The following is a 23,712-nucleotide window of genomic DNA, read 5'->3' as shown; positions in this document are numbered from 1 at the left end:
CTGTCGGGGTCAGAAATTACGCCATAACCCGAATGTCAGACCAATGGTTTCCAGATTGGTCGAACGGCGTTCCACTCCCAGGACCCAAGTGCTGTTACGAACATCGAACATGATGCCGGGCGTAAAGGACCAACCCAGAGGCTGTCCGGGCACATAGGCGGTTTCCAGCTTTATCAGGGGACGGACCCGCCAGCCCGATGACATGCCGATCACCGTATCCAGTTTAAAGGTCGGGTCAGACAAGCCCGCGCGCTGTTCATAGGCGGCGTCCAGCCCCATCCAGCCGTTGCCCCACCGGCTTTCGAACCCGCGCCCTGCGGCCAGCGCGATTTTGTACATCGAAGCCCATTCCTGTTGCCAGCGATGCATGCCGGCTCCGATTTCGATGCCATAGCGCATGCGCCGATCCGTTCGGCCCAAGGGCAGGCGAACGAACAGCAATGCATGACCCGATTTTCCGCGTGTGTCGTTATAATCCAATCCCAAGGTTAGGCGCGGCACAAGGCCATATTCCGCGTAAAACTTGTTTTCCAGGTCTGGCAATGTCTCGCGGTTTCCACGCACCGTGGCACCGATGGCGATAAAGGCGGTCTTGTGCTCGCGCAGCCAAGCGCCGGCCAGGGCCGGGGGCGCGAGAACTGCGCAGAGCAACAGGACAATGACCGCAAATCGCATTGCGCTTCCTCCGATCGCCAGCATCGGCAGGCTTGGTTAACCGAGTGTTACCAGGGCTTTTGGAAATCCGGGTCTCATTGGCCATTGCGACTCGACCTTAACCGCGTAAGCTGCCTGTCGGCACAACTGGAGCTTTCATGGGATACGTGATCACAGTCGCACAGCAAAAGGGCGGGGCGGGCAAGACAACGTTGGCGGTCAACCTGGCTGTCGGGTTTGCCAAAGCCGGGAAATCTGTCGCCTTGATGGATACCGACCCGCAGGGCAGCGCCGGGCGCTGGTTCATGACACGGCTGGAAACGACTGGCGATCCGGGGATCGAATTCTCGACCGCATCGGCTTGGGGGGTCAGCTATGAGTGTCGCAAGCTGGCGGACCGGTATGACATCGTCGTCATTGATACGCCCCCCAAGGCAGACAGCGACCTGCGTCCCGCCCTGCGTGCGGCGGATCTGGTGTTGATCCCTGTTGCCACCTCGCATCTGGATCTGTGGGCTGTCGAGGCGGTGCTGGATCTGGCCCAACGCGAGAACAAGACGGCGCTGATGGTAATGACCCGTGCGCGGGCCGGAACCCGCCTGTCGGCGGAGGTGGCGGCGAAGGCTGCTGAACTGGATGCCGATACCGCGCTGACTCCGATGACCAACCGTGTGATCTATGCCGAAACGCTGGGGCAGGGGCGGGCGGCGATCGAGGCGCCTAAGGGGCCGGTGCATGAGGAGGTGGCCGCCCTTGTGCAGGAAGTCGAGGCGCGTTTGAAACAGCTGTGCTAAGCTGAAGGGAAACCCAGGGAGGAGCGCATGCAATCCATCACCAAAGACCACAGTATCCAGACTGTTATCACCACCTTCGAGATGTCTCCGGGCACTTGCCAGGATTTGCTGGATGCACTGACCGACGCCTATGAGAAATTCATCAGCAAGCAACCCGGCTTTGTCGCGGCCAGCCTGCATGTGAACGATGCCCAGACCCGCATCGCCAACTATTCGCAATGGAAACGACGCGAGGACTTTCAGGCGATGCTGCGCAGTGACGAGATGCGCAAGCGTAACCGTAAAATCAACGAGCTGTGCCGTTCGTTCGAGCCGGTGATGTACGACGTGGCGGAAACTTTCAGCTAGCGCCGTATGTTACCTTCACGGGACATGACGTGGATCAAGGCGCGCGCGCACGCAAAGACGCAGGCTGGCGGCGACAAAAATAGGGGGCTACACGATGTACCACAATATTCTCGTACCGATTTCCTTTGACGCCGAGCGGGATACGTCCGGCACCATGAAACTGGCTCAGATTCTGGCCACCCCGGACGCCAAGGTCACGCTGTTGCATGTGGTCGAGCACATCCCTGGCTATGCGATTTCCTATATGCCGGTGGATTACCTGCGCGAGGCGCGTCAGGCGATTCAGGCGCAGTTGGACGAAATGGCGGCAACCTTGCCCGATGCGCAGGGCGTGGTGATCGAAGGCCATTCGGGTCGTTCGATCCTGGATTGGGCGGATGAAAACAAGCCGGATCTGATCATCATCGCTTCGCATCGTCCCGGCATGCAGGACCTGTTGCTGGGGTCGACCGCCGCTCAGGTGGTGCGTCACGCGGCCTGTGCGGTGCATGTGGTGCGCTGAGGGTCAGGACCGCAGGAACACCTTGTTGGAATTCAGCACGCTGGCAATACGTGAGAAATGATCGCCCGGATTGCTGGACGAGCGTAATAGCCGGGTCCTGGCCTCGTCCAGCGCGGCGCTAAAGGCCGCCTTGGAACGGGGTACGGCGCTTTCTTGGATGGCGGTAAATGTCCTGCCTCGGCGGCGGATGGAACCGGTGGCCGGGTCGGTGTCGTTGCGCAGGACACTCTGCAATGTGGTCTCGACATCCCGCAGCGCCTTTTGTGCGGGGGCATAGGCGGGGTTGTTGTCCAACTGCTGCGCGGCATCGCGGTAGTTCTGCCGATAGCAATCATAGCGATAGGCCGCGTCCAGCGCCTGACATTGCCGCAGGCCCTTTTCCAGCATCCGGACCACCTTGTTGGTGGTGCGGTTGTTCAGCCCTGAGGACAATCCGCCGTATCCTTGCGCCAGCACGGGAGGGGCGGCAGCGAGCAACAGGATCAGAACAGCGGTCAGAAGGCGTGGCATAGCAGGGCTCCCCTTTGAATGAGGGCAACCTAGCGCGGAAGGGATGGCAGTGGAACGGGCATCGTGCGACGCGCAAAGATAAACGGCAGGCTAACGGCGGCCTTGGCTCGGAACCGGCGAGGCGCCTGTCCGGTTTAGCGATTTCAAAGGCTTGCAGGGAAATGTTTCGCGCACGAAACATTCATATTTTACAATCGGTTAATGGGGTTTTGCCAAGGTTTACGCGACCTTGTGGCAGCTTACGCAGGCGCGCGCGTTCACTTCCGCGCCTTTGCATTGCTTTCAACGGCTTATGAATAAAGCCATGGCATCCCGCCCGCGGCCCAAAATTTGATTTCCCGTATTTGCGGCCTTTCTTCGGTTGCTGATTTCCTTGGCTGGTGCGGTCCAGGTGGTTCTGTACCATGGGGCGGTTCCCAGCGATCTGATGATGATTTCTGTTACCGGCATGGTCGCGGCCGCGGTGCTTGTGCTGCGTCCGAAGAGGCCGTTCGTTGTGGTTGATGGGTCCAACGCGATGCACTGGCAGGACCGGCAGGCTTGGGTCGAAACCGTGCGCAAGGTGGTGCAGGAATTGACCCGGCTGGAGATTTTCCGGGGGGCGATACTCAGGGCGCTTCTTGTAAAATGTGCCATCACTGATGCCGGGCTTCCGGCACAGCTCCCTGGCCGCCATTCCCGCCTGGTGCTCTTTCAGGATGCCAATGATCGGCTCTTCCGCATCGTCTGTCACCTCGGTTGGAGAACAGGCTAACTTCAAAACGCGGACCTTTCAGGGGAGCAGGTCACCCGCACCCCGAACCCGGAAATCCGGCTGTCCCGGACAAAGTGATCGCGCGCCTCCGGGCGCAATGCGTCAATGATCCGTTTGGACAGTTTTGCCACGATCTAACCCCTTGGTCGCCGCGTTCGTGGACGCAAATGGACGCAATCCACAGAGTAAGGCGTAAGAGTTGAGCGTAGTCGCCGCTAATTATAAATAAGCGATTTCAAAAAGATAGGGTGGAGGGGCGCAAAACGGCGCACCCCGTGCAACAGGCCAGACGCGGTCTCGGACTTAGAAGGTCGCTGGTCTACATCTCCAACCGCTTATTACATAAGCGGTTATGATTGCCTTTTTCTGCACTATGCAATTGCGATGCAATTGGCTCATGGGGAAAGCCGCACAGGCCTACGATCCGTCTTTCCAGAACTTGAGGCTGAAATTGTTCAGCCCCATCGAATATTTGTCAGGCACCGCTTGGAACGAATCTGGGATGTCGCGGCCATCACCACCCTCCCGGAAGAAGTCACGGACGGAGTATAGTGCCAATTGCACGAAGTGCTCCCACGCCCTCGACAACGCGTCTTGGAGATCTTGGGCCTGCTGGGCCGCGCTGGGCTTCCTCTTCGGTTTAGGTGCCGAATAATCTCGACGCTCCTTCACCTTGTGATGGAAGGTGATACGTCCGTAGTCCCAATCATCGTCCAGCGATTGCCGCCATTGAAACGAGACAGTGACACTGAAGGTCCGGTTAAAGCGCAGCGGCCAGATGATATTGTCGTCGACCCGAAATAACTGTCGCTCTTGCTCCTCGGTTACCATGCGACTCTTCATCGACGACAGCGCATACGACAGGTCCCGGCCTGCCTTGCTTGCATCATAGAAGGTTCTTTCGCGCTTCTTGGCTGATTTCGAGGCTCGATATTCCTGGAGCGCCTTTTCGAAGTAGTGCAGCTTTGACGCCAGATAAGGTACTCTGCTGGAAGCCTGGTGAGACCTGAGTTGAGTAGCCACCTCTTCTCTCAAAACGTCGTTGATCTCGGCATCGAACGCCGATTGGTCAATTTCGGAAATTGCGCGTTTTTCATCTTCTGTAAGGTAAATTTTCACGCTCATTCCTTTTTCGGAGATGATCCCAATGGTGGCCCCTTAGAAATAGGTAATCAAAAATTTAATGACCGATGGCAATCGTGGCGCTCCCTGAAGGACTCGAACCCTCAGCCTGTCGATTAGAAGTCGACTGCTCTATCCAGTTGAGCTAAGGGAGCATCACCGCGCGATGTTTAAACGACGAAGGCTTTCTGGGCAAGCCGCTAAGCCTCTGGTCGAGGCTCCAATTTAGTCTTCGCTGCATCCCTCCGCGCGCGCTCGCAGTCGAAGCACATGTCGTCTCCCGGCTGACGACACACGCTTTGGACCTGTCGCGGTTTGATGCCGCTCCTTTGATAGCATTTATTGCGACAAAGGAGACTGACTATGGGACTGAACCGAACGGACGAATTCCGAGCAGATGCGGTGCATATTGCGCTGACCAGCGGGCTAACGCGCAAGCAGGTTGCTGACGATCTGGGTGTTGGCGTATCGACGTTGAACAAATGGATCACATTACATCGAGACACGGACGTAGTTTCGAAAGAAGATTTGGACCTCGCCAGAGAAAATGAGCGGCTTCGACGTGAAGTCCGGCTTCTCAAGGAGGAGAGGGAGATTCTAAAAAGGCCACCCAGTTCTTTGCGGGCCTAAAGCAATGAGATTTAGGTTTGTCGAAGAACACACGCCAGCTTCCCAGCCAACCGCTTGTGCGATGTCGTTGGCGTCAGCACACGTGGATTACCGGCATTCCGCAACCGCCCGACCAGTCGGCGGCAGCGGTCTGATCTGGTCACGTTGGCACACATCAAAGAACAATCGCGTCTCAGCCTGGGTAGCTATGGCAGACCAAGGATGACCGAAGAGCTGAAGGAGATTGGGCTGGATGTCGGCCATCGCCGTGTGGGCAGATTGATGCGCCAGAACGGCATATCAGTCATCAGAACGCACAAACACAAGGTGACAACGGACAGCGACCACAAGTTCAGTATTGCGCCCAATCTACTGGATCGTAACTTTATTGCAGATGTCCCGAACCAGAAATGGGCGGGCGACATCAGTTATGTCTGGACCAAAGAAGGCTGGCTGTATCTGGCGGTCATCCTTGATCTGCATTCCCGGCGGGTCATCGGCTGGGCCGTCAGCAATCGCATGAAGCGGGACCTGGAGATCCGGGCGTTGAACATGGCCATTGCGTTCCGTGCGCCGCCCAGGGGCTGCATCCATCACACGGACCGCGGCAGCCAATACTGTTCCCACGACTACCAGAAGATCCTGCGTCAGCATGGCTTCGAGGTATCGATGAGTGGAAAAGGCAATTGTTACGACAACGCTGCCGTCGAAACCTTCTTCAAGACCATCAAGGCCGAGCTGATCTGGCGACGGTCGTGGGAAACAAGGCGGCAAGCCGCGATCGCGATCTTCGAATACATCAACGGCTTCTACAATCCGCGTCGACGGCACTCAGCATTGGGTTGGAAAAGCCCGGTCGCCTTCGAACGGAACGTGGCTTAAACGAGCACTTGGGGCAGCACAAAAGCGCGACACGTCCACTTTTCTTTCGGGTCTCAGTTTTCTGGCGTCTGCTCCAACCATTCTTTCCCGCATGCTCTTGATCCTGTCATCTCGTTACCTTGGGTTCGTCCCATTGCATTTTGCAGAGTTTTGGTTGCACAAAGGATCGATCAGGGAATTGCGGGTGCCCGGAAGCCGTGTCAAGAACGGTTGCTACTTGATTCATAGAAAGACGCGCCCTCTGGGAATGGCCGCAGGGATATTCAAGGATACCTTGATAGATGAAGTGAGAAAGCACGTGACTACCGAGGTTTAGCGGGCGTGTTCAACGAATCCACTCGCGTCGAGCGTTTGACTGTGGTGACTGCCGCAGGCTGATACAAAAATACAAATAGATCGACATCTGAAAGTGAATACAGGCTTGTTGGGACTATGCAGAACTCTACCCCACACATTCTGGTCGTTGATGACCATAGTGAGATTCGGAATGCAGTTTGCCGGTATCTCGAAAAGAATGGTCTGCGCACGACGATGGCAAAGGACGCAAAGGAAATGGATGCCGTTTTGGTGTCCGGAAATATTGATTTAGTCGTATTGGATGTGATGATGCCCGGCGAGGACGGGCTCTCTGCGTGCAAGCGTCTGTCGCAGACCGGGGATGTTCCGATTCTGTTGCTTACGGCCCTGGGCGAGGACATGGACCGAATCGTCGGGTTGGAATCCGGGGCGGATGACTATCTGGCCAAACCGTTCAACCCGCGCGAGTTGCTTGCACGCATCCGGGCCATCCTGCGCAGAGCCAGCCGCACCGTTTCCCCGGCGGGCAGCCTTGCCGGAAAACGCATCAGGTTTGCGCAGTGGATATTAGACAGTGACCGGCGGGTCATAGTGGACAAGGACGGCCGGGAGATCAGTTTAACCAGCGCGGATTTCAAGCTCCTTGTTGTGATGCTGGAACGAGCTCGAACAGTGTTGAGCCGCGAGCAACTGATGGAACTGACATCTGGCCGGGCCGCAGCGCCACTGGACCGGACAATCGACAATCAGATAAGTCGACTCAGACGCAAGATCGAAAGAGATCTGTTGCGCCCGCGTCTCATAACTACATATCGCAATGGGGGATATTGCCTCTCTGCCGATGTAGAAGTTCTGGAGGGGTGAGGTTCGCGCCGCAGAGCCTTCGGCTGCAGATCGTCAGCCTGGTCCTGGTGGCGCTTGTGGTTGCGCAGGGCGTTACGCTTGTGCTGCTTGAAGATCAGCGCAACCTCGCTGTGCGCGCTGCTATTGGCGACGAGGCGACGGGCCGGGCCGTAAATGTTGTACGGCTGATCGAAAAGGCACCGGAAAGTCTGCGTGGGCAGATTGTTAGCGCGGCCAACTCTCCGTTGGTCCGGTTCGAGATCGGTTCCGATCCAGTGGTCGACCATGTCTCCCACGATGCGAAAGGGGCCATCGAAGCACGAATGCGCGCCCTGCTCGACGATGATTTCAGCCGCGAGATTCGGGCCGAAATGCATAAGATCGACAGTTCGGCGCTGCCGCTGCCTTATCTGGAACCGAAGATGGCTGAACAGCATCGCGAGATGATGCGCGGCCAGTTGCTAACGGTGGAACTGCAACTCTCGATTGCTCTTTCCGGCGGCGACTGGCTAAACGTCTCGACGCGGTTCGAACGCCCGCCCTTTCAATGGCCGCAATTTGCTACGCTGTCTTTTGGTCTAAGTGCCGGTTTCATATTTCTGGCCTTGTTCTGGTATCTTCTGGCGCGGGTAACCGGTCCTTTGCGTCTGTTGTCGGATGCTGCCGAGAAGCTGGGACCGGAGCAGGGCGGACCCGTGCTGGCCACCGCCGGACCGCGCGAGGTGAGGGAGTTGATTCAAGCCTTTAACCGCATGCAGGACCGGATCGTCAGGCTTGTGGCAGAGCGCACGCGCATGCTGGCGGCAATGGGTCATGATCTGCGCTCGCCGCTCACCGCCATGCGTGTGCGCAGCGAGTTGGTCGAGGATGACGAGACCCGCGACAGCCTGATCGCTTCGATCGAAGAAATGCAGCACATGGTTGAGGAGACGCTCTTGTTTGCCCGCGGGTTAGCGGATGCAGAACCGATGCAGCCCTGTAGCCTGGGCGTGTTTCTCGAGACGTTGCGGCAGGATATGCCAGAGGGGTTCACGCTGAATCATGGCAGCCCGGTCGAGGTTGCGCAGCGCTCGAACGCGATGCGGCGCGCGCTGCGCAACGTGATCGAAAACGCGCAGACCTATGGTACAGAGGTCGAGGTCAGTTACGCGGCGGAGCGGGGCTTTGCGGTCATCCGCGTCTGCGACAGGGGGCCTGGCATTCCCGAACCGGAGCTGGAACGAGTGTTCGACCCGTTTATGCGCCTGGAGGCCTCTCGCTCGCGCGAGACCGGCGGGCACGGGCTGGGCCTGTCGATCGCGCGCAGCATCCTGCGCGCGCATGGCGGCGACATCGTCCTGAGCAACCGACCGGGCGGCGGTCTCCGCGCCACTCTAACCCTGCCGCTAGAGCCCCGTCAGGGTTAGGCGTGGGGCGTCTATTCATGCTTCTGTTCGGTGTCTGGTTCCGCTGTGTGGCTGGATCGACCCGTTCCTCGGTGCATGATGAAATGCAGGCCCAAGCAGGCCGCAAGCGGCAGCACGATCCATAGATTGCCGGAAAGTGCTGTCAGGCCGGTGCCCATGATCAGAAAAATGGCAACTGGCGCTAGCATCGCCAGACAACACAAAAGCATTCCCCATCTGGAAGGCCACGGGGCCTTGCCCCCTTGGCGCGCATGTCGTGGTCCCATGATATCATCCTTTCATTTTGTCGATGCCGGGTGAGTTCGCCGGTTCCCGCGATGGCAGGTCAAGGATACATATCGATACAAATCGGTGCCTGCTGCGGGATTGACGCTTCTGTATTGGAAAGGGCAATTGGCGGTGACCCGGACTCCCGGAGCAAAGAAACTCCAAGGCTAGGGCAGCGAGAGACATATGAACAAGTTTGGTCTGGCAATTCTGGCCGTTCCCGTCGCAGGGCTTGGCGTTCTGGTCTGGAACATGCTGGTGCCCGCGCCGCAAACCCATTCGATGACACCGCCCGACACCAGCGCCTTGCAGCAGGGCGCGCCTATCGCCGAGGTCAGCCTGCCCGCAACTCTTTCCGAAAACGCCCGCATCGGCCGCCGCGCCTTCGAGGCGAAATGCGCTGTCTGCCACGGCCAGAACGCCGCCGGCCAGAACGGGGTGGCGCCGCCGCTGGTGCATCCGACCTATCGACCCGGCCACCATGCTGACGCGGCCTTTCTGATTGCCGCCCGCAACGGCGTGCGCGCGCATCACTGGAAATTCGGCAACATGCCCCCGGTCGAAGGGATCACCGCGGGCGATGTGCGGATGATCACCCGGTATATCCGCGAACTGCAACAGGCGAACGGGATAGAATAATGCCGACCCCAGCGGGCCGGGCATCCCAACTCAATAAGGCAAGAACATGTTGAGCAGACGTTCCTTTCTCTGGGCATCGAGTGGAGCGGCCGCAGTCGCAGCGCTGCCTGCAACGGCGATACGCGCCCAGGCCGCCGCCCCCGAGCTGGTCGCGCGGGAAAACGCGGTGCAATTGCTGCCGTTGGACTATCCGGAAACCACGGTCTGGGGCTATGGCGGTCAGGCACCGGGGCGCGAGATTAGGGTGGCACAGGGGGATCGGATCCAGCGCCGTTTCGTCAACCGTTTGCCCCAGGCGAGTTCCGTGCACTGGCACGGGCTGCGCGCAGAAAACGCGATGGACGGGGTCTCGGGCCTGACGCAGGAGGCTGTTCGCCCAGGCGGGAGCTTTGCCTATGATCTGGCGGCCGAAGATGCGGGAACCTTCTGGTATCATTCGCACAACCGCTCGGCAGAGCAGGTGGCGCGCGGGCTGTACGGGCCACTGATCGTTGACGAGCCGACTCCGCCCGATGTGGATCGTGACGCGACGCTGATGCTGGATGACTGGCGGGTCGATCCCGAGACCGGCCAGATCGCCGATGATTTCGGTGCATTGCACGATCTTTCGCATGGCGGGCGTCAGGGCAATTTCATCTCGACCAATGGCGAGGCCGCGTATCGGTTGCCGGTCAAGCGGAACGATCGGTTGCGGCTGCGCATCGTCAACGCGGCCAATGCCCGGTTGTTCACGCTTGGCCTTCAGGGGCTGGACGGCTGGCTGATGGCTTATGACGGGATGCCGGTCGCGATCCCCGAACCGGTGCCGGAGACGATCGCCTTGGGTCCGGGCCAGCGGGTGGATCTGTTTGTGGATATCACCGCCGATGAGGGTCAGGAGGCGCTGATCGGGCGGCTGGAGCAGAGCGGCGGCTTTGTTCAGGCGGCCTTTCCGGTGTCGGGCAACGCCAGCGCAAGCCGCCGCCCGCCACCCGCGCCGCTGCCGCCCAATCGCGCGCCCGATCTGACCGGTCTGGCCGAGGCCGCGACCCTGCGATTGGAAATGAGCGGAGGCGCCATGGGCGGCATGAGCGAGGCCATCTGGAAAGGCGCCAGCCGCACCGCGGGTGAGTTGATGGAAGACGGGCAATTCTGGGCCTTTAACGGGCTTGTCGGAATGACCGAAACGCCGCTGGCCCGGCTGCCATTGGGGCAGGTCGCCCGCATGACTGTGGTCAACGACACCGTCTTTCCACATGCCATGCACCTGCACGGAATGCATTTCCGGATCCTGGCCGAAGACGGCACGCCGGGACCGCTGCGGGACACGCTGTTGACCCTGCGGGGTGAAAGCCACGAGATCGTCTTTGCCGCCGACAATCCGGGCCGCTGGGCGTTTCATTGTCACATGCTCAGCCATGCGGCCTCGGGCATGATGACCTGGATTGAGGTAACCGTATGAAACCCATATATCTTATCGGTTCCACCGTTGCGCTTCTGGCCCTGGCCGCGGCGGTCTATGTCTCGCGGCAGCGAACCGGGCCTGCATCCGCGCCCGCCGCTGAATTTACAGGCGGGGCGAGCGGGGCCTCGATCGCACAGGGGCAGGTTCTGTATCGGGAAAACTGCGCGTCCTGCCATGGAAAGTCCCTCGAAGGGCAGCCGAACTGGCGCGAACCGGATGCGGATGGCCGCCTGCCCGCGCCGCCGCATGACGAGACCGGGCATACCTGGCACCACCCCGACAGCATGCTGTTTGATTACACAAAGTTCGGCGGTCAGGCAACGCTGGCGGCAATGGGAGTAGAGTTGGAAAGCGGCATGCCCGCGTTCGGCAAGCAACTGAGCGACGACCAGATCCGGTCGATCCTGGACTATATCAAATCGGCCTGGCCCGCGCGCGTGCGCGCCGCCCAGGCCGAACGGACCCGCGCAGACGAGCAGGCAAGAAAGCAATGACCCGGGCCAAGCAAATCATCCTTTAGGCCAGCCTTTCGGCGGTGCCCCTGATCGCCCGGGCGGGCGAGGGCGGTGGCGAAGAGATCGAAACGCTGGTCTGCGAGGCGATCGTAGAACGCCCCGCGATCCTCCTGCGGACGGTCGGACAGCTGCAACACGCCGAAGAGGCAGCGCAGGCAATCTCGACCCATGCCGCGTTGGCCGCGAACCGTGGCAGCCTGTTCAACGATCCCAATGCGCCGGTACCGGGCAATTCCGGCGGCGACGTGACGGTGGTCGAGTTCTTTGACTGCAACGGCCCTCTTGCCGTCGCGCCATGGCCGAGGTTCAGGGTCTGATCGAGGCCGGTGCGGATGTACGTCTGGTCTATCGCGAGCGGCCGATTTTGGGCGAAGGTTCCGATTTTGCCACCCGCGCCGCATTAGCCGCGCGTGAGCGGGGCAAATACCAAGCGTTTTATTGGGCGCGGATGGGCATGTCGGGCAATGCGAACGAGACCAGGGCATTGCGGATCGCGCGCGAGATCGGGCCGGACACCGACCAGTTGCGCCGCGACATGGAGGCCCCCGAGGTTGCCGCGCATATAGCGCAATCCATGGCGCTCGCCCAGCATCGGGGTTCAACGGCGCCCCTTCCTTTATGGGCCAAGACAGCCCGGCACCCGGTTTCGTGGAGCACCTCCGATTGCAGGCTGCGGTTAACCGAGCACGCGAAGTGGTGGCCGGGCAGTATTGCGCGCAGACAGCGCGGCATATTTGAACTTTCCTCCAGCCGCGCCGTCGCTCCCGGTGCCTGCCGGGGGTGACCCCTTTGAAAAATCGTAACCGTCTGTCGCAGATGCCGGGTTTGGTTACATCCGGATACAAATCGCCCAGGGCCCGGACTGGCGTTGTTTGCCATGGCTTCCAATATCAGACGAGGCGGCGCTCCGGTGCCGCCCTTTCGACCTTCACTGACAGGTGCCAAGTTGCAGAGCAAACCAACGCGCAAGCCCATTTCCGGCCGCCTGCTGGCAGTCGCCGTGCTTGCCGTTCTGGCGATGATGGCGGCGATGGTGGCCGTAACCGGCGGGGTGGCTCTGCCGGATCAGCAGAGTGTGGCGACCCTGCTGGAACGGGCTGGACCCTGGGGGGCGGTCGCCATCGTCGGATTGATGGCGGTGGCGGTGGTGATCAGCCCTCTGCCGTCTGCCCCCATCGCGGTCGCGGCCGGGGCGGCCTATGGGCATACGCTGGGCACCGGGCTGGTGCTGGCCGGAGCCATGTCGGGCGCGGTGATCGCCTTTACCCTGGCCCGGCTTTTGGGCCGGGCATTCGTGACCGGATGGGTCGGGCCCGCGCTCGATGCAGGTTTGCTCGGATCGCAGAATTTCCTGACCTGGACCGTCTTCGTCAGCCGCTTGCTGCCCTTCGTGTCCTTCGATCTTGTCAGCTATGCCGCGGGTTTGTCGGCGCTGCGCTTCTGGCGGTTCGTACTGGCGACCTTTGCCGGGATCGTGCCTGCCAGTTTTGGGCTGACCCATCTTGGCAGCACACTGAACGGACCCGCTTCGGGCGGTATACTCTGGCCGGTTCTGGCGCTGGGGCTGTTGACCGGCCTGCCTCTGGCCTGGTGTGCGTGGCGCTCCCGCCGGTCCTTCGGGCCGCACGATGCGGACCGCTCAACCATTCCATCAAGCAAGATGCCAAGGAGGCTCTGATGATGCTCGTTCTCTACACCCTGCTGTTGTGTCCCGTCGTCGGGCTGAGCCTGCTTCGCGAGGCGCGGCGGCAGCCGGTCCGCACCGAAATCCCGATCTGGAAAGGCGCAACATCATGACCCGCGTTCGCATTCTCTCTGCTCTGAGCCTGGCTGGAAGCCTGATGACATCCTGGGCCGCGCAGGCCGGGATCGTCTATATCCCCGAAGGCAGCGCCGATTCCGTCCTGATGGTCGAAAGCGAGACCGGTGAACCGATCGGGCGGATTGTGGGAGTCGAGGCGGTGCACGGGCTGGCCGGCGCGCCGGGTACCCGCTATCTGGTGGCAGGCAGCTATACTGAGATCAACCCGGAAAGCGTCGCGCAGAGGGCCAAGCCCGAAGGCGTCAGCCAGGCCGATCACAGCGCCCATCATGCCAGGCCCGCCCAGGCATCCATGCCGACCGGCAAGGGGGTGAGCCTCTTGACCGTGCTCGATGCCGGGACGGGAGAGGTGGTGCGGCGGATCGAGGTTCCGGGCGCGGTTCACCATACTGCGGTATCGCCCGATGGCCGCTGGGCCATGGCGACCCATCCAAGCGGCGACGGCGTTTCGCTGATCGACCTGACGACGCTGGACTATGCCGACTTCATTGCAACTGGCCTAATGCCCAACTACGTGTCGTTCAGCTCCGACAGCAGCCGAGCCTATGTCAGCAATGCCGGAAACGGGACGCTCAGCGAACTGGATCTTGGGCGGCGTATCCTGTCCCGCAACCTGCTGGCCGGCGAGGGGCCCGAGCATTTCGCCCTGTCCCGCGATGGCGCCACCGTCTTTGTCGCCGATGCCCAGGCCGGCACGGTGCTGCGGCTGGATATCGCCTCGGGCGCGGTGACCGCGACCTATGAATTCGGGGCCGAGTTGCACGGGCTCGACCTGTCTGATCGCGAGGACACCCTGTTCGTCGCGGTCAAGGGGGCCGACCAGCTGGCCGCGATCGATCTGGCCTCGGGCGCGACCCGGCTCCGGCAACTGGCCCCGGCTCCGTATCACGTGACCGTGGACGATGGCGGCGAAACGCTCTTTGTCAGCAGCCGCGACGCGCCCCGGGTCTGGGTCGTGGACCGGGTCTCGCTTCAGGTGACGAGCGAGATCGGGGTCGAGGGCGAAGGCCACCAGATGGTCGTCCTGCCCTGAAGCGGGCACCGCGCCCGCTTCCTTTCGATCATCGACCGAAACACTCAACAGACGGACCCAGCATGGACCACGCCACTTACAGCGATCAGACGCCGGAAACCCCGGCGCTGTTTACCTGCCCGATGCACCCGGAGGTGCGGCAACCCGAGCCCGGAAACTGCCCGAAATGCGGCATGACACTTGTTTCGGAACAGCAAGCGGCGGGGGTGCCCCATGCCCATGCCGATTGCCATGGGGGTACAGCCGAGCCTGACGGCCGCTATGACAGCGTGCCCGTGGGTTGGACAGGGAGCGTCTATACCTGTCCGATGCACTTGCAGGTGCGCCAGACCGATCCCGGCTCCTGTCCGCTTTGCGGCATGGGGCTGGAGCTGGAAAACGCGGCGATGGCCGAGGACGGCCCCAACCCGGAACTTGTGGATTTCACCCGCCGGTTCCGGGTCGGCGCGGTCCTGACGCTGCCGCTGCTGGTGCTTACCATGGCGCCTTATCTGGGTTTTCCGGGCGTGCGCGCGCTGTTTGGCGAACGCATGACGCTTTGGATCGAACTGGTGCTGGGAACACCGGTCGTCTGGTGGTGCGGCTGGCCGTTCATGGTGCGGGGCTGGAACTCGTTCCGGACCCAGCATCTGAACATGTTCTCGTTGATCTCGATGGGGGTGATGGCGGCTTGGCTGTTCAGCATCGTCGCGGTGCTGCGGCCGCAGGTCTTTCCCGATGGCTTCCGCGATGCCGATGGCAATGTGGGCGTCTATTTCGAGGCGGCGGCGGTCATCGTTACCCTTGTCCTGCTGGGGCAGGTGATGGAGCTGCGCGCCCGTGAGGGCACCGGCAAGGCGATACGGGCGCTGCTGGACATGGCGGCCAAGACCGCGCGGGTCATCCGCGCCGATGGCCGCGAAGAGGAAATCCCCCTGGACGAGGTCCAGCCGGGGGACCGGCTGCGGGTGCGTCCCGGCGACAAGGTGCCGGTGGACGGGGTTGTGACCGAAGGCCGCTCCTCGGTCGATGAAAGCATGATCACCGGCGAGCCGGTCCCGGTCGAGAAGCTGGCGGGCGATACGCTTACCGGCGCCACCATCAACGGCACCGGCAGTCTGGTGATGGAGGCGAAGCGGGTCGGCTCGGACACGATGCTGAGCCAGATCGTCGAGATGGTGTCGAACGCACAGCGTTCGCGTGCACCGATCCAGAAATACGCAGATCAGGTCGCAGGTATGTTCGTGCCAGCCGTCATCGTGGTCGCGGTTCTGGCCTTTGTCGGCTGGGCGCTCTGGGGGCCGGCACCGGCACTGTCCTATGCGCTGGTCGCGGCGGTGGCGGTGCTGATCATCGCATGTCCCTGCGCTCTGGGCCTGGCCACGCCGATGTCGATCATGACCGCTACCGGCAGGGGGGCGCAGGTCGGCGTATTGATCAAAAACGCCGAGGCGCTGGAACAGTTCGAAAAGGTCGATACGCTGATTGTGGACAAAACCGGTACGTTGACCATGGGCAAGCCGCAGTTGGTGGCGATCCTGCCCCAGCTGGGCCATGACGAGGGCGAAGTGCTGGGTCTGGCCGCGACGCTCGAAAAGGGGTCGGAACATCCGCTGGCCGAGGCCATTGTGGCCGGAGCCGAGGAACGCGGCGTCGCTTTGGGCGCGGCCAGCGATTTCCAGGCGGTGACCGGCAAGGGTGTGACCGGCATCGTGGATGGCAAGGCGGTCGCCCTCGGCAACCGCAAGCTGGTCGAGGATCTCGGCCTCGACGCGGGCGATCTGATCGAGATCGCCAATGCCCGCCGGGACGAGGGCGAGACCGTGATGTTTGTGGTGGTCGACGGGGCGCTGGCCGGTCTGGTCGCGGTGTCGGACCCGGTCAAAGAGACCACTCCCGCCGCGCTGAAAGCCCTGCATGAGCTGGGCTTTCGCATCATCATGGCGACCGGCGACAACGAGCGCACCGCCAGGGCTGTCGCCGCGCGGTTGGGCATCGATGAGATCCGCGCCGATGTGCTGCCCGAGGACAAGGCGCGCATCGTCCGCGAACTTCAGGCCGAGGGGCGCAAAGTGGCAATGGCGGGCGATGGGGTGAACGACGCCCCGGCGCTGGCCCAGGCCGATGTCGGCATCGCCATGGGCACCGGTGCCGACGTGGCCATCGAGAGCGCGGGGATCACCTTGGTCAAGGGCAATCTGGACGGTATTGTCCGCGCCCGGCGGCTGGCCCGCGTCACGATGCGCAATATCCGGCAGAACCTGTTTTTTGCGCTGATCTACAATGCCTTCGGGGTGCCGGTGGCGGCGGGTCTCCTGTATCCGCTCCTCGGGATCCTGATCAGCCCGATGTTTGCCGCCTTCGCGATGAGCGCCTCGTCGATCTCTGTGGTGCTGAACGCATTGCGCCTTCGGGGGGCCAGGATTTGACCCAAAGCGCGGGCGCAGCCACGGTATGGGGTCTGGGCGGCGCCGGTGTTGTCGGCCAGCACCGGGCCCGCTTGTTGAGTGGCCCGGAGCTTGGCCGGGTCGTGACGGTATCGCGCTGCGTCCTGCCAGCCCCGACTGTCTGATGGTGATGCGGGACATGGCCCTGCCCGTACAGGGGGCCGGCTATCCGGTCGACGGTTGCGGTGTCGCGCCGGGGTTGGCCAACCTGATGGCCCACCGGCCATTGTCCGATGTGCTGACACTCAGACAGGCGTTTGAGGCAGTTTGCGTGGGACACCCCGGCACAACGCTTCGCGCCACCGCAGCTGCGGTCGCATGACAATGCCAGGGAACAAGGAGAGAATCCGATGACCGGAACCGGACACAAACACGCTGCCGTGCCCGAGGGGGCCGGCAGCATCAGCTTGACCAACGCCGTTGCCATGGGCACCGGGGTGATGATCGGGGCGGGGATCTTTGCCCTGACCGGGCAGATCGCCGGTCTTGCCGGGCCACTGTTCCCGCTCTCTTTCGTGCTGGGCGCGGTGGTGACGATGTTCAGCGCCTACAGCTATATCGTGATGTCGAACACCTGGCCCTCGTCCGGCGGTATCGCGATGATCTTGACCAAGGCCTATGGCCCCGGTGCCGTGGCGGCGGCGGCCTCGGTGCTGATGGCGCTGTCGATGGTTATCAACGAAAGCCTGGTGGCGCGGACCTTTGCCACCTATGCGCTGCGTCCCTTTGGCATTCAGGACGGGCCGCTGGTGCCCGCGATCGGAGTTGCGCTGATCGTGATGGCCTATCTGGTCAACGTTTCCGGCAACCGTTCTGTGGGCCTGTGGTCGGTGGTGATGTCGGCGGTAAAGATCGGCGGCATCGCGTTGTTCGGTGTTGCCGCCCTCTGGGCCAGCGGGATGGAAAACTGGTCACCCGTCGTCCGCCTGTCGGAAAATGGGATCACGGGGTTCGCCGCATCCGTGGCCCTGTCGATCCTGGCGTTCAAGGGGTTCACGACGATTACCAACAGCGGTGGCGAGATCACCGACCCCCGGCGGAATGTCGGGCGCACCATCCTGATCTCGATCATGGTCTGTGTCGTCGTCTATCTGTTGGTGGCGCTGGCCGTCGGATCGGCTCTGACGCCCGGGCAGATCCAGCAGGCGCGCGACTATGCCCTGGCCGAGGCGGCGCAGCCGGTACTGGGCCAGACCGGGTTCTATCTGACCGTCGTCTTGGCCATGGTGGCCACCGCGTCGGGCCTGATCGCCAGCGTCTTTGCAGTGTCGCGGATGCTGACCATGCTGACCGAGATGCAGATGATCCCGCACAGCCATTTTGGCCTGTCGGGCGGGATCCGGTCGCATATGCTGATCTATACCGTGGCGATCGCCAGTGCCCTGACCGTGTTGTTCGATCTTGGCCGGATCGCCTCGCTTGGTGCGTTCTTCTATCTCGTCATGGACATGGTGGTGCATTGGGGCGTGTGGCGGAACCTGCGGCACCGGATCGGCGCGCGGGGCTGGGTGATCCTGACGGCGCTGGCTCTGGACGCGGCGGTCCTTGCCGCCTTCACACTGTTCAAGTGGCGCGCCGATCCCGCCATCGTCATCGTCGCTTTGGCCACCATGCTGACGGCCCTGCTGGCCGAGCGGCTGTATCTCGGGCGGTTCGTGTCCTTCGGTGCCGACGAAGATCACATCGGGCATCAACGGGCCCGGCCTATCGATTAGTAGACCCGGAACCCCGCGATAGGGGATGCGGGTAGACCCCGGCTGCTTCCCGGGACGCCTCGATTACCGACAATCGCGGCTATGTCCCAAAAGTTTCGGTGAAGTTGCGCCGCTTCCAAAATTTATGGAAACGCCATCCCTTCGACCGTGCGCCCACCTCCAACAAACAGGGATTGGGGTAACGGGCATCGCGCTAGCGCGTCGCTGAACCTCCTTTGTGGCGGCCTTGTCGGGCGCGCCTTTGGTGAAGGTTTTTTCTTGGGGCACCCTGATGGGCCTCCATGCAATCAACTATGCAATCGCATGGCATCCAGCAGCGGGGGATATCAACCGAAGGCACTGATTTTCTTGGCAATTACCGCGCCAGAGGGTGTGATCCAGGCCGTATGATCGACTTAGAAGTCGACGGTTCTCTGCAGTTGATCTAACGTTGCATCCTGCAGGCCGATCAAACGCTCGTCCCGGGGTGAGCAAGCGCCAGATCCATGGAGGATCAACACATCCGATCAGTGGGTCCAGACACCGCGCCGGTTGGTGGCAAAGTTCTCGCCATAGCCACCGGGGCGCACGTTGGGTTTGCGCTTCTTCGGCTCGAACACCTGGGCGTCGATTCCGTGCGCCTCGGCATATTCCAGTGCCGCTTCGCAGGTGTCAAAGCGCAACCGCACCTGGCTTTGCATATCATCGGACGAGGTCCATCCCATCAGCGGATCGACATCCCGCGCACTTGCGGGGGCATAATCCAGAACCCAGTTTCGGGTCTTGGCGGTGCCCGAGGACATCGCGGTTCTGGCAGGCTGATAGATGCGGGCGCGCATGGTGTGGCTCCTGATGATCGTCGGCCCGTTTATCCAGGATTTGCCGTCCATGGGCAAGGTCCGTTTTGCCGCGCCGGGGCAAGGCCAGCGGTTCAACCCGATGACAATTTCTGACAACACCAGAGGCGATTTCCGGCAATGGGGCTTGAACCCGATCCAAAAGGCAACAACTCTGTGGCTTGCGCTGCCGGAGTCCCCCATGCCCCATGTCCATACCGACACCTCGATGCCAATGATGAACACGCCACCCGCGCGCGAAAAGCTGGAAGGTGGCAAACGGTTCGTCATGGCAACCGATTTCGAACCGGCTGGCGACCAGCCTACCGCCATCGAAGAACTGTCGCAGGGCGTGCTGGACGGCGAACGCAATCAGGTGCTGCTGGGGGCCACCGGCACCGGCAAGACCTTTACCATGGCCAAGGTGATCGAACAGACCCAGCGACCGGCCATCATTCTGGCCCCCAACAAGACGCTGGCGGCGCAACTCTACGGTGAATTCAAGGGGTTCTTTCCCGACAACGCGGTCGAATATTTCGTCAGTTTCTATGACTATTATCAGCCCGAAGCCTATGTTCCGCGCTCTGACACCTTTATCGAGAAGGAAAGCCAGATCAACGAACAGATCGACCGGATGCGTCACTCGGCCACCCGCGCCCTGCTGGAACGCGACGACGTGATCATCGTTGCGTCCGTGTCCTGTATCTACGGTATCGGAAGCGTCGAAACCTATGGTGCCATGACCCAGGACCTGAAGGTCGGCAGCGAATACAACCAGCGCAAGGTCATGGCCGGTCTGGTCGAGCAACAATACAAGCGCAACGATCAGGCCTTTCAACGCGGCAGCTTTCGGGTGCGCGGCGATTCTCTCGAAATTTTTCCCGCCCACCTGGAAGACCGCGCCTGGCGATTGTCGTTTTTTGGCGAGGAACTGGAAAGCATTACCGAATTCGACCCGCTGACCGGCGAAAAGACCGACGCGTTCGATCAAATCCGCGTCTATGCCAACAGCCACTATGTGACGCCGAAACCGACGCTTAATCAGGCGGTGCTCAACATCAAATCCGAATTGCGCATCCGGCTGGATCAACTGGTGTCCGAAGGCAAACTGCTGGAGGCGCAACGGCTGGAACAGCGCACCAATTTCGATCTGGAAATGATCGAGGCCCAGGGTTTCTGCAACGGCATCGAGAACTATTCGCGCTATCTGACGGGCCGCGCTCCGGGCGAGCCGCCCCCGACTTTGTTCGAATTCATCCCTGACAATGCGATCGTTTTTGCGGACGAATCCCATGTCTCGGTGCCCCAGATCGGCGGCATGTACAAAGGCGACTATCGGCGCAAATTCACCCTGGCCGAACACGGATTCCGCCTGCCCAGCTGCATGGACAACCGCCCGCTCAAGTTCGAGGAATGGGACGCCATGCGCCCGCAATCGGTATTTGTCAGTGCCACCCCGGCGAAATGGGAAATCGAACAGACCGGCGGCGTGTTCACCGAACAGGTGATCCGCCCCACCGGCCTGCTGGATCCGATGGTCGAAATCCGTCCCGTGGACATGCAGGTCGACGACCTGCTGGACGAGGTCCGCCGCGTGGCTGCCGACGGGTTTCGCACCCTGGTCACAACCCTGACCAAACGCATGGCCGAGGACCTGACCGAATACATGCACGAACAGGGCATCAAGGTGCGTTATATGCACAGCGATATCGACACGCTGGAACGCATCGAGATCCTGCGCGATCTGCGGCTGGGGGCGTTTGACGTGCTGATCGGCATCAACCTGCTGCGCGAGGGTCTGGACATCCCCGAATGCGGGCTGGTGGCCATTCTGGATGCCGATAAAGAGGGGTTTCTGCGCAGCGAAACCTCGCTGATCCAGACCATTGGCCGCGCCGCGCGCAACGCCGAGGGGCGCGTCATCATGTATGCCGACCGCATCACCGGCAGCATGGAGCGCGCCTTGGGCGAAACCGATCGCCGCCGCGCCCGCCAGATCGCCTATAATCAGGAACACGGCATCACCCCCGCCACGGTGAAGAAGAACGTCGAAGACGTTCTGTCGGGGCTGTACAAGGGCGACACGGATATGTCGCGCGTGTCGGCAAAGATCGACAAACCGTTGCATGGCGCCAATCTCGAGACGGTGCTGAACGGGTTGCGCACCGACATGCGCAAGGCCGCCGAGAACCTCGAATTCGAAGAGGCGGCAAGATTGCGCGACGAGATCAAACGCCTGGAAGCGGTGGATCTGGCCATCGCCGACGATCCGCTGGCCCGCCAATACGCGGTCGAGAAGGCGTCGGATGCCGCCGTCAAATCGCGGGGCCGGTCAACAGCAGGCAGGCCGGGACAACGGGGCGGGAATGTGAAACGACGGGGGCGCTAGATAGCGGCGTCCGGACATGGCCTCGATCCGGTGGCGTCCTTTTTAGCGTCGCTTGTTGTATCGAGCCGGTTTTCGCGCGATTTCCGGCCAGCCGCAGCAGGACTTTCACGGTCAGGCAGGTCAGGGATCGCGGCATCGCTGAATTGACACCGGCGACCACGCTTTCCGGCCGGCGGTGGTGTCCGGATCTTCTCGGGATCGAACCAACCTCTCACACATGCAGACATGTGTTGCCGGTCAGCGGACCGGCAGCGATCCACGCGGCTTCAGCGCGTCATTGTGAGCAGACCTGTTTGTGGTCTTGTCCTTCGTCGGAGCCCAACGGCTCATGCGCTCCAGCTATCATGCTGGAGTCACACAGCGAGTCCCCACTGGAAATCGTGTAACAAAGCCATTCGGTCTGGATCGGGGATCGAGGCTTCGCTGCATTCGTCAACTCTTTCCAGCCTTTCAAGCTGCTGCGCCGATCAGAGAAACCCGATTTCGACCGCTGCCCTTTGCGCCGTACAGTGCGCGGTCGGCCTGGCCGATCAGGGCGGTGGCGAACTGATCGGGCGTCAGACGTGGATCTGAACCCGCCGGAGGGCCAACAACGACACCGATGCTGGTCGTGACGTGGACCGGCTGGGATGTTCCGGGACACTGAAACGGCAAGGCATTGATCTGGCGGCACAGCCGGTCTGCGGTGACGGTGGCCGCCGCCTGATCGGTGTTTGGCATCACGATTAGAAATTCTTCGCCGCCGACTCGCGCAATCATGTCGATCGGGCGCAACTGGCTTTTCAGGCGCCGGGCAGTTTCGATCAGCACCGCATCACCGGCCTGGTGACCATACGCGTCGTTGATTTGTTTGAAGTGGTCGAGATCGGCCAACATCACCGCAAAGCTGCTGCCGGTTTCCGCCGCCTTGCCGGCGATCGCGGCCAGGTGGGGCAGGGCATAGCGGCGGTTGTAAAGCCCCGTCATCGGGTCGCGAACCGCGGCGCGCAGCCCGTCGCGTACCGAGGCGCGCAACCGATCCGAGCTGGCCTTGCGGCGCAGTTGCGATGTCAGACGCAGCGACAGTTCCTGCGGACAGAACCCGCATTGCAGCACGTCATGGGCGCCGCGGTCCAGCGCATCGGCGGCCAGATGCGGTGCAGCAGCCGGGACGACGGCGATCAGGGCGGCGTGGCTGGTCATGCTGCGTGCGCGCAGGTCGGCCAACAGCCGCAACCCCTGTTGCGGCTGTGCGCCGGTCAGGTCGACCACGATGGCGTCCGGCACCGGGTCGGCCATCAGGGCGTGGATATTGTTCATCTGGTGGCTTTGCAGCCGATGACGGGTCAGCCCTTTGAGCCGGGCTCGCCAGACCGAGCTGGTGGCGGCATCTCGGGTCAGCAACGCAACCTGGGCCGGAGCTTCGAAGCTGGCGACCGGTTCGGCAAATCCCAAGGTGTCCGGGGTGCTGTCGCGCGGGTGCAACTCTTCGGTTCCGCTGCGGGCGCGGATCAGGCTGCGGATTCGGGCCTGCAGGATGAGGTCGTCCAGCGGTTGGGCCAGAACGTCGTCGATTCCGCCCGCCAGTGCGGTCAGTCGGGCGGAAGGATCGTTCTGCGCGGTGACTGCGATGATCGGGATGTGCCGCAGCGATTCGTCCTGTTGCATCACCTCGCGTACCGCCAGGGCATTGCCGTCCGGCAACGACATGGCGGTGACGATCAGGTCGGGGCGGCAGCGCCGCGCCAAGGCCAAAAGTCCTTGCAGGCCATCGCTTTGCACGACGTGATAATAGGCCGCTGAAAGTTGTACTTTCAGCATGATGCGGTTGGTGGAAACACCGTCGAGGATGAGTATGGTGCCTTGCACGCCACGCGCCTTTCATCTTTGTATCAAGATTGTTTCAAACTCTTTACGAGAGGTGTTAACAAACCCCTAAGCTGAAAC

General features: G+C 61.7%; 23 protein-coding genes, 1 tRNA gene and 3 pseudogenes. 17 read left to right on the top strand and 10 right to left on the bottom strand.

What is annotated here, in order from left to right:
• Positions 1-9: 9 nt before the first annotated feature.
• The gene (locus tag NANH_RS0107185; RefSeq protein WP_036050584.1) at positions 10-675 is read right to left on the bottom strand and encodes a hypothetical protein; all 666 of its coding nucleotides are present in this window, start codon (positions 673-675) and stop codon (positions 10-12) included.
• 137 nt (positions 676-812) lie between these two features.
• On the opposite strand from NANH_RS0107185, the gene parA reads away from it, so the two are divergent.
• The 3 genes from parA to NANH_RS0107170 all read left to right on the top strand — a co-directional run bounded on the left by parA (position 813) and on the right by NANH_RS0107170 (position 2,298).
• Positions 813-1,448: a ParA family partition ATPase gene (gene parA / locus NANH_RS0107180; protein ID WP_027261406.1), complete on the top strand. Its 636-nt coding sequence runs from the start codon at positions 813-815 to the stop codon at positions 1,446-1,448.
• A 27-nt stretch (positions 1,449-1,475) separates the two neighbouring features.
• Positions 1,476-1,796 carry an antibiotic biosynthesis monooxygenase family protein gene (locus NANH_RS0107175; RefSeq protein ID WP_027261405.1) on the top strand — a complete coding sequence of 107 codons (321 nt, stop codon included), beginning with the start codon at positions 1,476-1,478 and terminating at the stop codon, positions 1,794-1,796.
• Positions 1,797-1,890: 94 nt separating this feature from the next.
• Entirely contained in the window at positions 1,891-2,298 is a 408-nt protein-coding gene (locus NANH_RS0107170) for a universal stress protein (protein WP_027261404.1), read from the top strand.
• A gap of 3 nt (positions 2,299-2,301) precedes the next feature.
• Here NANH_RS0107170 and NANH_RS25725 read toward each other — a convergent pair whose 3' ends face one another.
• The 5 genes and pseudogenes from NANH_RS25725 to NANH_RS0107150 all read right to left on the bottom strand — a co-directional run bounded on the left by NANH_RS25725 (position 2,302) and on the right by NANH_RS0107150 (position 4,839).
• Positions 2,302-2,808 (bottom strand): hypothetical protein, encoded by a 507-nt coding sequence (locus NANH_RS25725; protein WP_036050581.1) that lies wholly within the window; start codon positions 2,806-2,808, stop codon positions 2,302-2,304.
• A 604-nt stretch (positions 2,809-3,412) separates the two neighbouring features.
• Positions 3,413-3,541: pseudogene (locus tag NANH_RS28435) on the bottom strand (IS3 family transposase); the annotation flags it as partial.
• A 23-nt stretch (positions 3,542-3,564) separates the two neighbouring features.
• Positions 3,565-3,693: a hypothetical protein gene (locus NANH_RS29565; protein WP_281171011.1), complete on the bottom strand. Its 129-nt coding sequence runs from the start codon at positions 3,691-3,693 to the stop codon at positions 3,565-3,567.
• A gap of 286 nt (positions 3,694-3,979) precedes the next feature.
• Positions 3,980-4,687, bottom strand: a complete 708-nt coding sequence (locus tag NANH_RS0107155) for a hypothetical protein (protein WP_027261402.1) — start codon at positions 4,685-4,687, stop codon at positions 3,980-3,982.
• 75 nt (positions 4,688-4,762) lie between these two features.
• Positions 4,763-4,839 (bottom strand) — tRNA-Arg (locus NANH_RS0107150).
• Positions 4,840-5,047: 208 nt separating this feature from the next.
• Here NANH_RS0107150 and NANH_RS0107140 point away from each other — a divergent pair.
• From NANH_RS0107140 to NANH_RS0107125, 3 genes and pseudogenes are all read left to right on the top strand, one after another.
• Positions 5,048-6,175 (top strand): annotated as a pseudogene (locus NANH_RS0107140) (IS3 family transposase).
• Positions 6,176-6,607: 432 nt separating this feature from the next.
• On the top strand, positions 6,608-7,336 hold the full coding sequence (locus tag NANH_RS0107130) for a response regulator (protein WP_027261400.1): 729 nt from the start codon (positions 6,608-6,610) through the stop codon (positions 7,334-7,336).
• The gene (locus tag NANH_RS0107125; RefSeq protein ID WP_027261399.1) at positions 7,333-8,721 is read left to right on the top strand and encodes a sensor histidine kinase; all 1,389 of its coding nucleotides are present in this window, start codon (positions 7,333-7,335) and stop codon (positions 8,719-8,721) included. Before NANH_RS0107130 ends, NANH_RS0107125 begins: the two co-directional genes overlap by 4 nt.
• An 11-nt stretch (positions 8,722-8,732) precedes the next feature.
• Here NANH_RS0107125 and NANH_RS29780 read toward each other — a convergent pair whose 3' ends face one another.
• Complete coding sequence (locus tag NANH_RS29780) at positions 8,733-8,909, bottom strand: DUF2933 domain-containing protein (RefSeq protein WP_211237080.1); 177 nt, start codon at positions 8,907-8,909, stop codon at positions 8,733-8,735.
• 265 nt (positions 8,910-9,174) lie between these two features.
• Between NANH_RS29780 and NANH_RS0107115 the strand changes: the two genes are divergently transcribed.
• The 10 genes from NANH_RS0107115 to NANH_RS0107070 all read left to right on the top strand — a co-directional run bounded on the left by NANH_RS0107115 (position 9,175) and on the right by NANH_RS0107070 (position 18,582).
• Entirely contained in the window at positions 9,175-9,627 is a 453-nt protein-coding gene (locus NANH_RS0107115) for a c-type cytochrome (protein ID WP_027261398.1), read from the top strand.
• Positions 9,628-9,673: 46 nt separating this feature from the next.
• Entirely contained in the window at positions 9,674-11,068 is a 1,395-nt protein-coding gene (locus NANH_RS0107110; RefSeq protein WP_027261397.1) for a multicopper oxidase family protein, read from the top strand.
• Positions 11,065-11,565, top strand: coding sequence for a c-type cytochrome (locus NANH_RS0107105; RefSeq protein WP_027261396.1), 501 nt, complete (start codon positions 11,065-11,067; stop codon positions 11,563-11,565). Before NANH_RS0107110 ends, NANH_RS0107105 begins: the two co-directional genes overlap by 4 nt.
• 41 nt (positions 11,566-11,606) lie before the next feature.
• A complete protein-coding gene (locus tag NANH_RS29660) occupies positions 11,607-11,903 on the top strand; it encodes a hypothetical protein (RefSeq protein ID WP_322786790.1) in 297 nt (98 codons plus the stop codon).
• The gene (locus tag NANH_RS29655; RefSeq protein ID WP_322786789.1) at positions 11,882-12,370 is read left to right on the top strand and encodes a DsbA family protein; all 489 of its coding nucleotides are present in this window, start codon (positions 11,882-11,884) and stop codon (positions 12,368-12,370) included. The genes NANH_RS29660 and NANH_RS29655 overlap by 22 nt, the downstream gene beginning before the upstream one ends.
• Before the next feature lie 234 nt (positions 12,371-12,604).
• A complete protein-coding gene (locus NANH_RS25705) occupies positions 12,605-13,264 on the top strand; it encodes a TVP38/TMEM64 family protein (protein ID WP_051372613.1) in 660 nt (219 codons plus the stop codon).
• Between the two features lie 115 nt (positions 13,265-13,379).
• Positions 13,380-14,441, top strand: a complete 1,062-nt coding sequence (locus NANH_RS0107085) for a YncE family protein (protein WP_027261394.1) — start codon at positions 13,380-13,382, stop codon at positions 14,439-14,441.
• A gap of 62 nt (positions 14,442-14,503) precedes the next feature.
• Entirely contained in the window at positions 14,504-16,849 is a 2,346-nt protein-coding gene (locus tag NANH_RS0107080; protein WP_027261393.1) for a copper-transporting P-type ATPase, read from the top strand.
• Between the two features lie 157 nt (positions 16,850-17,006).
• On the top strand, positions 17,007-17,189 hold the full coding sequence (locus NANH_RS0107075) for a hypothetical protein (RefSeq protein WP_139236538.1): 183 nt from the start codon (positions 17,007-17,009) through the stop codon (positions 17,187-17,189).
• A gap of 28 nt (positions 17,190-17,217) precedes the next feature.
• A complete protein-coding gene (locus NANH_RS0107070; protein ID WP_036049541.1) occupies positions 17,218-18,582 on the top strand; it encodes an APC family permease in 1,365 nt (454 codons plus the stop codon).
• A gap of 506 nt (positions 18,583-19,088) precedes the next feature.
• Here the strand turns inward: NANH_RS0107070 and NANH_RS0107065 are convergent.
• Positions 19,089-19,400 (bottom strand): ETC complex I subunit, encoded by a 312-nt coding sequence (locus NANH_RS0107065; protein ID WP_027261390.1) that lies wholly within the window; start codon positions 19,398-19,400, stop codon positions 19,089-19,091.
• Positions 19,401-19,599: 199 nt separating this feature from the next.
• On the opposite strand from NANH_RS0107065, the gene uvrB reads away from it, so the two are divergent.
• Positions 19,600-21,786: an excinuclease ABC subunit UvrB gene (uvrB, locus tag NANH_RS0107060; RefSeq protein WP_027261389.1), complete on the top strand. Its 2,187-nt coding sequence runs from the start codon at positions 19,600-19,602 to the stop codon at positions 21,784-21,786.
• Between the two features lie 55 nt (positions 21,787-21,841).
• On the opposite strand, the pseudogene NANH_RS28425 reads toward uvrB, so the two are convergent.
• Positions 21,842-22,116: pseudogene (locus NANH_RS28425) on the bottom strand (transposase); the annotation flags it as partial.
• 120 nt (positions 22,117-22,236) lie between these two features.
• The gene (locus NANH_RS0107055; protein WP_027261388.1) at positions 22,237-23,634 is read right to left on the bottom strand and encodes a diguanylate cyclase; all 1,398 of its coding nucleotides are present in this window, start codon (positions 23,632-23,634) and stop codon (positions 22,237-22,239) included.
• Between the last annotated feature and the right edge of the window lie 78 nt (positions 23,635-23,712).

This window comes from Sedimentitalea nanhaiensis DSM 24252 (genome assembly GCF_000473225.1).
Lineage (GTDB): Bacteria > Pseudomonadota > Alphaproteobacteria > Rhodobacterales > Rhodobacteraceae > Sedimentitalea > Sedimentitalea nanhaiensis.
Note: the sequence above shows the minus strand (reverse complement) of the source record. Positions and strands in the feature narration are given on the sequence as shown.

What these genes read in the sequence shown, in the direction of transcription:
- NANH_RS0107185 (WP_036050584.1), bottom strand. Translation starts at nt 675, where the DNA reads ATGCGATTTGCGGTCATTGTCCTGTTGCTCTGCGCAGTTCTCGCGCCC.
- parA (WP_027261406.1), top strand. Translation starts at nt 813, where the DNA reads ATGGGATACGTGATCACAGTCGCACAGCAAAAGGGCGGGGCGGGCAAG.
- NANH_RS0107175 (WP_027261405.1), top strand. Translation starts at nt 1,476, where the DNA reads ATGCAATCCATCACCAAAGACCACAGTATCCAGACTGTTATCACCACC.
- NANH_RS0107170 (WP_027261404.1), top strand. Translation starts at nt 1,891, where the DNA reads ATGTACCACAATATTCTCGTACCGATTTCCTTTGACGCCGAGCGGGAT.
- NANH_RS25725 (WP_036050581.1), bottom strand. Translation starts at nt 2,808, where the DNA reads ATGCCACGCCTTCTGACCGCTGTTCTGATCCTGTTGCTCGCTGCCGCC.
- NANH_RS0107155 (WP_027261402.1), bottom strand. Translation starts at nt 4,687, where the DNA reads ATGAGCGTGAAAATTTACCTTACAGAAGATGAAAAACGCGCAATTTCC.
- NANH_RS0107130 (WP_027261400.1), top strand. Translation starts at nt 6,608, where the DNA reads ATGCAGAACTCTACCCCACACATTCTGGTCGTTGATGACCATAGTGAG.
- NANH_RS29780 (WP_211237080.1), bottom strand. Translation starts at nt 8,909, where the DNA reads ATGCTAGCGCCAGTTGCCATTTTTCTGATCATGGGCACCGGCCTGACA.
- NANH_RS0107115 (WP_027261398.1), top strand. Translation starts at nt 9,175, where the DNA reads ATGAACAAGTTTGGTCTGGCAATTCTGGCCGTTCCCGTCGCAGGGCTT.
- NANH_RS0107110 (WP_027261397.1), top strand. Translation starts at nt 9,674, where the DNA reads ATGTTGAGCAGACGTTCCTTTCTCTGGGCATCGAGTGGAGCGGCCGCA.
- NANH_RS0107105 (WP_027261396.1), top strand. Translation starts at nt 11,065, where the DNA reads ATGAAACCCATATATCTTATCGGTTCCACCGTTGCGCTTCTGGCCCTG.
- NANH_RS29655 (WP_322786789.1), top strand. Translation starts at nt 11,882, where the DNA reads ATGGCCGAGGTTCAGGGTCTGATCGAGGCCGGTGCGGATGTACGTCTG.
- NANH_RS25705 (WP_051372613.1), top strand. Translation starts at nt 12,605, where the DNA reads ATGATGGCGGCGATGGTGGCCGTAACCGGCGGGGTGGCTCTGCCGGAT.
- NANH_RS0107085 (WP_027261394.1), top strand. Translation starts at nt 13,380, where the DNA reads ATGACCCGCGTTCGCATTCTCTCTGCTCTGAGCCTGGCTGGAAGCCTG.
- NANH_RS0107080 (WP_027261393.1), top strand. Translation starts at nt 14,504, where the DNA reads ATGGACCACGCCACTTACAGCGATCAGACGCCGGAAACCCCGGCGCTG.
- NANH_RS0107075 (WP_139236538.1), top strand. Translation starts at nt 17,007, where the DNA reads ATGGCCCTGCCCGTACAGGGGGCCGGCTATCCGGTCGACGGTTGCGGT.
- NANH_RS0107070 (WP_036049541.1), top strand. Translation starts at nt 17,218, where the DNA reads ATGACCGGAACCGGACACAAACACGCTGCCGTGCCCGAGGGGGCCGGC.
- NANH_RS0107065 (WP_027261390.1), bottom strand. Translation starts at nt 19,400, where the DNA reads ATGCGCGCCCGCATCTATCAGCCTGCCAGAACCGCGATGTCCTCGGGC.
- uvrB (WP_027261389.1), top strand. Translation starts at nt 19,600, where the DNA reads ATGCCCCATGTCCATACCGACACCTCGATGCCAATGATGAACACGCCA.